Source organism: Neisseria sp. P0021.S005 (assembly GCF_051956955.1).
In genome coordinates, this window is the sequence record NZ_JBQCWY010000801.1 from 1 (window position 1) to 1,100 (window position 1,100).

General features: G+C 55.0%; 2 protein-coding genes. One reads left to right on the plus strand and one right to left on the minus strand.

The annotated features are described in order from the left end of the window. A partial coding sequence (pgk, locus tag ACTHUE_RS19395) for a phosphoglycerate kinase (protein WP_440424212.1) occupies positions 1 to 219 on the plus strand: 219 nt, incomplete at its 5' end. Between the two features lie 167 nt (positions 220 to 386). Here pgk and ACTHUE_RS19400 read toward each other — a convergent pair. Beyond that, a partial coding sequence (locus ACTHUE_RS19400) for an FUSC family protein (protein ID WP_440424213.1) occupies positions 387 to 1,100 on the minus strand: 714 nt, incomplete at its 5' end.

Consider the following 1,100-nt stretch of genomic DNA (forward strand, 5'->3'; position numbering starts at 1 on the left):
TTTGACCAATTTGCCGGCGGTACCAAAGTATTGGCCGAAGCGATTGCCCAAAGCGATGCGTTCTCGATTGCCGGCGGCGGCGACACTTTGGCGGCGATTGCCAAATTCGGCGTAACCGATCAAATCAGCTACATCTCTACCGGCGGCGGCGCGTTCCTTGAGTTCTTGGAAGGTAAAGAGTTGCCTGCTGTTGCTGCTTTGGAAAAACGCGGCGCATAATCGGTTTTAATATCGATTGTTAAAAATAAAGGCCGTCTGAAATCTGGAAATCAGGTTTCAGACGGCCTTTTGTTTTTTGGTTTTTATTTGAGGAAGTGTTTAGCTGGATTCAACGCCGATGGTTGGCAGACTTGTTGCTAAACAGTCTGGAAAGCGTCCGGCTCTTTTCAGACGGCCTCTACGTCGGCCTGTCGGTGCAATGCCTGATAGCACGGGGTAAGCTGGCGGATGATCAGGTCGAGCTGGTGTTTGAGGATGTGGTCTTGCTGCGCTTGTGTGTTTTGTTCAAGCTCGGCAAATTCCTGACGGATTTGGGTCATGGCCGTTTCAAAAGCCTCGGGGTCGGTTTGGGGCATTTGGGTCAGCAACTCGGCGATGTGGTGGGTCAGCTTGGCATAGGGCGCAAAGCCGTCGTTGCCGTCGATTCGGACTTGGTCGCGGTATGCGCCGAGCGCGGAAATGTGGCCGGTCAGTGCATAGCTGGTTTTGAGCAGGGTAAAACCGTCTTGCAGGCGGTCTTGGTATTTTTTCGGGTTGCTGCTCATGTCAGACAGGGTGCTGCTGAGGGCGGCGGTGCTTTCATGGGCTTGGCGGCGGGTAAGGCGGTAGTCGACATCGTCGCGGCTGCCGTTTTGCAGCTGGTCGAGGATGGCGTCGAGATAACGGCCGTTGGCAGTAATGGTTTGGGCGGCGGTATGGCTGAGGGTGAGGTAACGCCAATCAGGCCAGAGGTAGGTGGCGGCAGCCCATGCTATAACGGAACCGACGATGGTGTCGATGATGCGGATGGGCATGGCGTGGTACACGTCCAAACCGGCAAGCGAGAGGCTGGTCAGGGCTTGGATGGTGATGAAGAAGGTGGAGAAGCTGTATTTGTAGCT